Origin of the sequence: Phycicoccus elongatus Lp2, assembly GCF_000367525.1 — a bacterium.
Taxonomy (GTDB): domain Bacteria; phylum Actinomycetota; class Actinomycetes; order Actinomycetales; family Dermatophilaceae; genus Phycicoccus_A; species Phycicoccus_A elongatus.
This window is the reverse complement of sequence record NZ_HF570956.1, coordinates 98580-104448: the sequence shown is the minus strand read 5'-3', so window position 1 is coordinate 104448 and position 5869 is coordinate 98580. Positions and strand designations below refer to the sequence as shown.

The window sequence follows — 5869 nt, the reverse complement described above, 5'->3', positions numbered from 1 at the left end:
CGCCCCGGCCGCGGGCCCTGGGACCGGCACGGGTGGCACCACCGAGGCCCCCCCGACGGACGCTGCTCCCCCGGCGAGCCCACCAGCGAGTCCCCCGGCCGCCCCCTCGCCCCAGAACACCAGCCCCGGCAAGTCCACGACTGCCTCCCCCAACGCGGGCACCAACGGCAAGCCCAACACCAACGGCCAACCCGCGAACCCGGGTCAGCCCAAGAGCAACACCCCACCGAAGTCCGACAAGGCGACGACGAGTCAGGGCACGAGCACCGCCCCGGACGTGGTCACCGACGCCCCGGCCTCCAGCAGCGTTCAGGCCGTCCCGTAACGCACCGCTGCCCGCGCCTTGGCCCGCGCAGCCTCGACCTCGCGATCCTTGGGTGGCGCCTGCGTCGTCAGGTGGTCGAGCAGTCGCTGGGTGGCCTCGGCCACCTCACGCACGGCGAGCGCGAACGCCTCCTCGTTGACCTTGCTGGGGCGCGTCGAACCGCTCACCTTGCGCACGTACTGCAAGGCGGCCGCGGACACCTCGTCGCGGGTGGCCGGCGGTTCGAAGTTGTGGAGCTGGCGGATGTTTCGGCACATCCCCCCACGGTATGCCGTGTGCGCACCCACCGTCGTGCGCTCGCCTGCTCCCCAGCCCACCCCCCGCCCCATCCCCCCGCCCCCACGCGAGGTGAGGCGACCCTGAGCGGCGGCACCCGGCATACGGGACCACACTGGGGTCATGAGGATCGTCAGCGTCGATGAACTCACCAGGCACCTGTCGGGCCTGACGTTGAGCGCCCAGACCCACGAGAACCCGAACGCCCACCTCGACCACGACCCCGGGCCGCGCGTCGTCGTCTCCGGCAACATGGCGGTGGCGTGGGAGGGATTGGAGTGCGTCGACCGGGCCTTGGAGCGCTACATCCTCCACGCCCTCAACGCGCCGCCGGGCATCCCGACTCGTGAGGGGGTTACCGCGGAGACCTGCTTCGTCGGCGCGGGCATGCGCAAGCACCCGGCCCTGTCCTATGTGCCCAGCCGGCTCTCGCTGGTGCCGGTGCTGCTCGAGCGAGTGATTCCCGCTGACCTGGTCCTGCTGCACTGCGCGCCGCCACGCGACGGGATGCTCAGTCTGGGCATCGAGGTCAACATCCTGCCGGCGGCGATCGAGGGCTGCCGACGGCGTTCGGGCCGGATCATCGCGGTCATCAACGACCAGATGCCCTACACCTACGGCGACGCCCAGATCCCCGAGTCGATCATCGACCTCGCCATCGAGGTCTCCCGGCCGTTGCCGACGCATGCGCCGTTGACCCCCGACGAGGACTCGATGACGATCGGCCAGCGCGTTGCCGCGCGGGTCGCCGACGGGTCGACGCTGCAGATGGGGATCGGTGGGGTGCCGGACGCGACCCTCGCGGCCCTGACGGGGCGCACGGGGCTGCGGGTGTGGACCGAGATGTTCTCCGACGGCGTCCTGGACCTGGACCGGATCGGCGCACTCGACCCCCATCACCCGCTGACGACGTCCTTCCTCTTCGGCAGCCAGGAGCTCTACGACTGGGTCGACGGCAATCACCGAGTGCGGATGATGCGCACCGAGCACACCAACGACCCGGGCCTGATCGCCCAGCAGCGGCTCATGGTGTCGGTCAACACCGCGCTCGAGGTGGACCTCTTCGGCCAGGCCAACGCCTCGCGGATCAATGCCCGCATCTTCAGTGGCTTCGGCGGCCAGACCGACTTCATCGTCGGCGCGATCCACTGCCCCGGTGGACAGTCCTTCATCGCGCTGCGGTCATGGCACCCCAAGGCGGACGTGTCGACGATCGTCCCCCTGCTCGACGAGCCGGTCACGTCCTTCCAGCAGAGCGCGATCGTCACCGAGCAGGGCGTGGCCGAGCTCTTCGGCTATTCACAGCAGGCGCAGGCGCGTCACCTCATCCGGGACGCCGCGCACCCGCGGGTCAAGGACGAACTCTGGGAAGAGGCGCGCGAGCTCGGGCTCGCGTGAAACACCCCTCCTTGCGTCCGCGAGAATCGTCGCCATGACGACGGATCCCTCGGACGCAAGGGACTTTGCCGTCGAGGTATGCCGCGCGCTCGCCCTCGCCGGCGACCCCGAGCGAGCCGCTGGGCAACAGGCCTACATGAAGTCGCAGTTGCCCTTCCACGGGGTCACGTCAGCGCAACTCAAGGCCCTCCTGGGCCCACTGCTCGCCGACGACGCGCTCCGGCCCGCGACTCGCGAGGCATGGGAGGCCACCGTCCGCGATCTGTGGGACAACGCCACCCATCGCGAACAGCGGTATGCCGCAACCGCCCTGCTCGCACACCGCTCGGCACGCAGGTGGCACGACCCCGACCTGCTGCCCCTGCTCCGTCACCTCATCGTCACCGGCGCGTGGTGGGATCACGTCGACGACATCGCGACCCATCACGTCGCGCCAATCCTGCTGCGGCACAGGAAGAATGTCACACCCACGATGCTGTCCTGGGCGCGTGGTGGCGACCCGCTCGGCGACGACCTGTGGCTGCGCCGCACGGCGATCATCTGCCAGCTCCCGCACAAGGGAGCCACCGATGTCGCACTCCTCAGCGCGGCGATCGACGCGAACCTGGAGACGGACGCTCGAGGTGAGCGCACGGCATACGGGGAGAGCTTCTGGATCCGCAAGGCGATCGGTTGGGCGCTGCGCCAACAGGCTCGCACCGACCCGCAATGGACCCTCGACTTCGTGGCGGACCACCGGGATCGGATGGCCGGACTCTCGATCCGCGAGGCGCTCAAGCACCTGGCTTGAGTGACTCCCGCGAACACCCGTGACCACGACAAACACAAGCGATGGCCGCCGGGTCAGGGGGGAACTCCGACGGCCACCGCGGTCTGTGGGAGTACCCAGATCAACGCGTCACCATCGCATCGTGTTCCGCGCCCCCGATCGTGGCGCGGACGTCGGGTGCCGAGGGCCCGGCTCAGCGCTAGCGTCGAGCCGGTGAGCGACGACAGCGTGGGTGGCGACCTGGTGAGCCCGGAGGCGGGCGGCGAGGAGACCTCCCCGTCGCAGCACCGCGAGATCCTGCGCCTGGCAGTGCCGGCCTTCCTCACCCTCATCGCGGAGCCCCTCTTCCTGCTCGCCGACACCGCGATCGTCGGCCACCTGGGCACGGCGTCCCTCGCGGGGCTCGGCGTGGCCAGCGCCGTGCTGCTCACGACGGCAGGGATCTTCGTCTTCCTGGCCTATGGCACCACGGCTCTCGTCGCCCGCCAGGTCGGCGCCGGATCGCGCGCTGGGGCGGTCGCCGCCGGCATCGACGGGACCTGGCTGGCCATCGCGCTCGGGGTGCTCAGCGGCTTGGTCATCGCCGTCTTCGCCACCCCCCTGTGCCGGGCGTTCGGTGCCTCGCCGGCGGCCCTCGACGAAGCCGTCACCTATCTGCGCATCTCCGCCGCCGGGCTGCCCGGCATGCTCGTCATCCTCGCCACGACCGGGGTCCTGCGCGGCCTGCAGGACACGCGGACCCCGTTGGTCGCCAGCGTCCTCGGCTTTGCGTCCAATGTGGCCCTCAACGTGCTGTTCGTCTACGGCCTCGGCATGGGTATCGCCGGCTCGGCCCTGGGCACCGTCATCGCACAGACCGGCATGGCCGCCGCTCTGGTCACCGTCCTCATCCGGTATGCCGCGCAGGTGCACCTCCCCCTGCGCGCCCACCCCGGTCGGGTGCTGGGAGCCGGGCGCCACGGCATACCTCTCCTCGTGCGCACTCTCGCGCTGCGCGCGGTGCTGGTCACGACGGTGTGGGTGGCGGCGGGCTTGGGCGACGTGCCGCTGGCCGCCCACCAGGTGACGGCGACGCTGTGGAGCTTCCTCGCGTTCGCCCTCGACGCGCTCGCGATCGCGGCCCAGGCGCTGACCGGCAAGTCGCTCGGCGCCGGGGACGTCGACGGCGTGCGGTCGGCGACCACGCTGATGATTCGGTGGGGTGTCGCGCTCGGCGTCGTGCTCGGCGCGCTCGTCGTGGGGTTGCGTTTCGTGCTGCCGCACCTCTTCACCTCCGACCCGCAGGTGCAGGCCGCCATCGCCGCCGGACTGCTCGTCGTCGGTCTCTCCCAGCCACTTTCGGGCTATGTGTTCGTCATCGACGGAGTGCTCATCGGTGCCGACGACGGGCGGTGGCTGGCCGTGGCGTCGGTCATTGTCTATGTCCTCTACCTGCCGGTGATCCTGCTCGTGCACCGCGCCGGCAGTCGGCTGCTCGAGGGTTCGGACCTGTGGAGTGGGCCGCAACTCGCGGTGCTCGCGCTGTGGGTCGCCATGACCGGATTCATGGCGATCCGGGCCGTCACCTTGTGGTTGCGGGTGCGCACGACGCACTGGATGGTGACCGGCACCCGCTGAGCCGGAGTGGTGACGCGGAGGCGGGAGCTCAGGGCAGGAGTGCCACTTCGGCCGCACGGCGAGGATCACCGGCAGCCTCGAGGCGGCCGTCAGCGGCCCGGTAGGCCGCACCGACGCCTCCGAAGTACATCGACATCGGGCCGTGGTCGGTGCTCGCCAGCCCGAGGGAGCGCGCGGCGAGCTCGATCGCCGGGTCGCTCTCGTGCTCAACGCGCGCGGTGCCGTCCGGCGCGAACGAGACGTGCACCCGCGGCGCCTCGATCGCCGACTGGAGGTCGGCATCGCGAAGGCAGCCCTGGACGAGCACCTGCATGAGGGCGGTCGTGATCCGATCAGCACCCGGGGAGCCGATCGCGAGGACCCGACCGTCCGTGGTGCGGCCGGTCGTCGGAGCCATGTTGGAGGCCAAGCGGGTGCCCGGCGCCAGTTGGTGCAGGCCGAGGCGGTTGAGCTCGGGCTCGCCGAGGGCATTGTTGAGGATCATCCCGGTGCCCGGAATGGTGATGCCGGCGCCGTAGCCGCTCGACACGGTGATGGCGCAGGACAGGCCGTCGCTGTCGACCGCGCTGACGTTGGCCGTCGACGCCGACGTCGGGAGGCCGGCCAGACCGTGCCGGTCGACCGACAGCAGGAGTTCGTGGCCCTGGGCCTCCAGATCGCGCGCCACATCGTGGACCGCGAGCCGATAGGACAGGACCGCGCGCTGCACCTCGATGATGTCGGCCCAGTCACGCGGCGCGCGCCCGTCGGGGGTGCGCTTGGCCATCTCGCCGAGCATGACGGCAAGCATCGGTCCGCCGACACTGGGGGGCGGGTTGATCGCGAACTCCCAGTCGCCGATCCGCCGACGCACGGGCACACGCACGGCCGGGTCGTACTCGGCGAGGTCACGGGCGGTGATGAGTCCGTCGTGGGCGGCCATGTCGGCGACCAGGGCCCGGCCGACCTCACCGATGGTCATCACGGACGAGCCGTCGCGGGCGACGAGGTCGAGTACCTCGGCGAGCGGATGGTTGGTGCTGATGTCGCCTGCCTGCAGGGGTGTGCAGTCGGGGCGCGTGACGATCGCGAGCGCCTCCGGGTCGAGGCCGAAGAGGGGTTGGGCGGTGTGCCCGAGATAGGTCGCGGCGGCGCCACCGATCGGGTAGCCCGCTCGGCAGGCGGCGGCACTGGGCGCGACGACATCGGCCCAGCCCGCGAGGCCGCGTTGCTCGATGGCCTGCTGGCATGCGGGCAGGGCGCCCGGTGTGGCGACTGAGCCGTGGCCGCCGTACATCGTCACGCCGCCGCCGTAGGCGAAGGTCACCTCGGCGACACCGCGTCCGAAGCGGTCGGGATCCAAGCCCCGACCGGGCATCTCGACGTTGCCGTCGATGACGACCGGTTCCTGGCCCTCGCCCCAGATCGAGATGAAGGCGCCCGCCCCGAGAGAGACGATCCCCGGCTCGCAACTCATCGCGGCGAGCGCGGCGGCGACCGCCACG

General features: G+C 71.1%; 5 protein-coding genes and 1 pseudogene. 4 read left to right on the top strand and 2 right to left on the bottom strand.

Going from position 1 to position 5869, the window contains the following annotated elements:
- Window positions 1–325 (top strand): annotated as a pseudogene (locus BN10_RS17595) (hypothetical protein); the annotation flags it as partial.
- Here the strand turns inward: BN10_RS17595 and BN10_RS00505 are convergent.
- Window positions 310–582 (bottom strand): DUF2277 domain-containing protein, encoded by a 273-nt coding sequence (locus tag BN10_RS00505; protein WP_040750361.1) that lies wholly within the window; start codon window positions 580–582, stop codon window positions 310–312. The pseudogene BN10_RS17595 and the gene BN10_RS00505 overlap by 16 nt on opposite strands.
- A gap of 142 nt (window positions 583–724) precedes the next feature.
- On the opposite strand from BN10_RS00505, the gene BN10_RS00500 reads away from it, so the two are divergent.
- The 3 genes from BN10_RS00500 to BN10_RS00490 all read left to right on the top strand — a co-directional run bounded on the left by BN10_RS00500 (window position 725) and on the right by BN10_RS00490 (window position 4385).
- Window positions 725–1999, top strand: coding sequence for an acetyl-CoA hydrolase/transferase family protein (locus tag BN10_RS00500; protein WP_010849172.1), 1275 nt, complete (start codon window positions 725–727; stop codon window positions 1997–1999).
- A 34-nt stretch (window positions 2000–2033) separates the two neighbouring features.
- Window positions 2034–2789, top strand: coding sequence for a DNA alkylation repair protein (locus BN10_RS00495; protein ID WP_010849170.1), 756 nt, complete (start codon window positions 2034–2036; stop codon window positions 2787–2789).
- Between the two features lie 192 nt (window positions 2790–2981).
- Window positions 2982–4385, top strand: a complete 1404-nt coding sequence (locus BN10_RS00490) for an MATE family efflux transporter (protein WP_407674650.1) — start codon at window positions 2982–2984, stop codon at window positions 4383–4385.
- A 28-nt stretch (window positions 4386–4413) separates the two neighbouring features.
- Here the strand turns inward: BN10_RS00490 and BN10_RS00485 are convergent.
- A partial coding sequence (locus BN10_RS00485; RefSeq protein ID WP_156917079.1) for a gamma-glutamyltransferase occupies window positions 4414–5869 on the bottom strand: 1456 nt, incomplete at its 5' end.

Coding starts and splice junctions, on each gene's coding strand:
- BN10_RS00495 (WP_010849170.1), top strand. CDS start 2,034: ATGACGACGGATCCCTCGGACGCAAGGGACTTTGCCGTCGAGGTATGC.
- BN10_RS00505 (WP_040750361.1), bottom strand. CDS start 582: ATGTGCCGAAACATCCGCCAGCTCCACAACTTCGAACCGCCGGCCACC.
- BN10_RS00500 (WP_010849172.1), top strand. CDS start 725: ATGAGGATCGTCAGCGTCGATGAACTCACCAGGCACCTGTCGGGCCTG.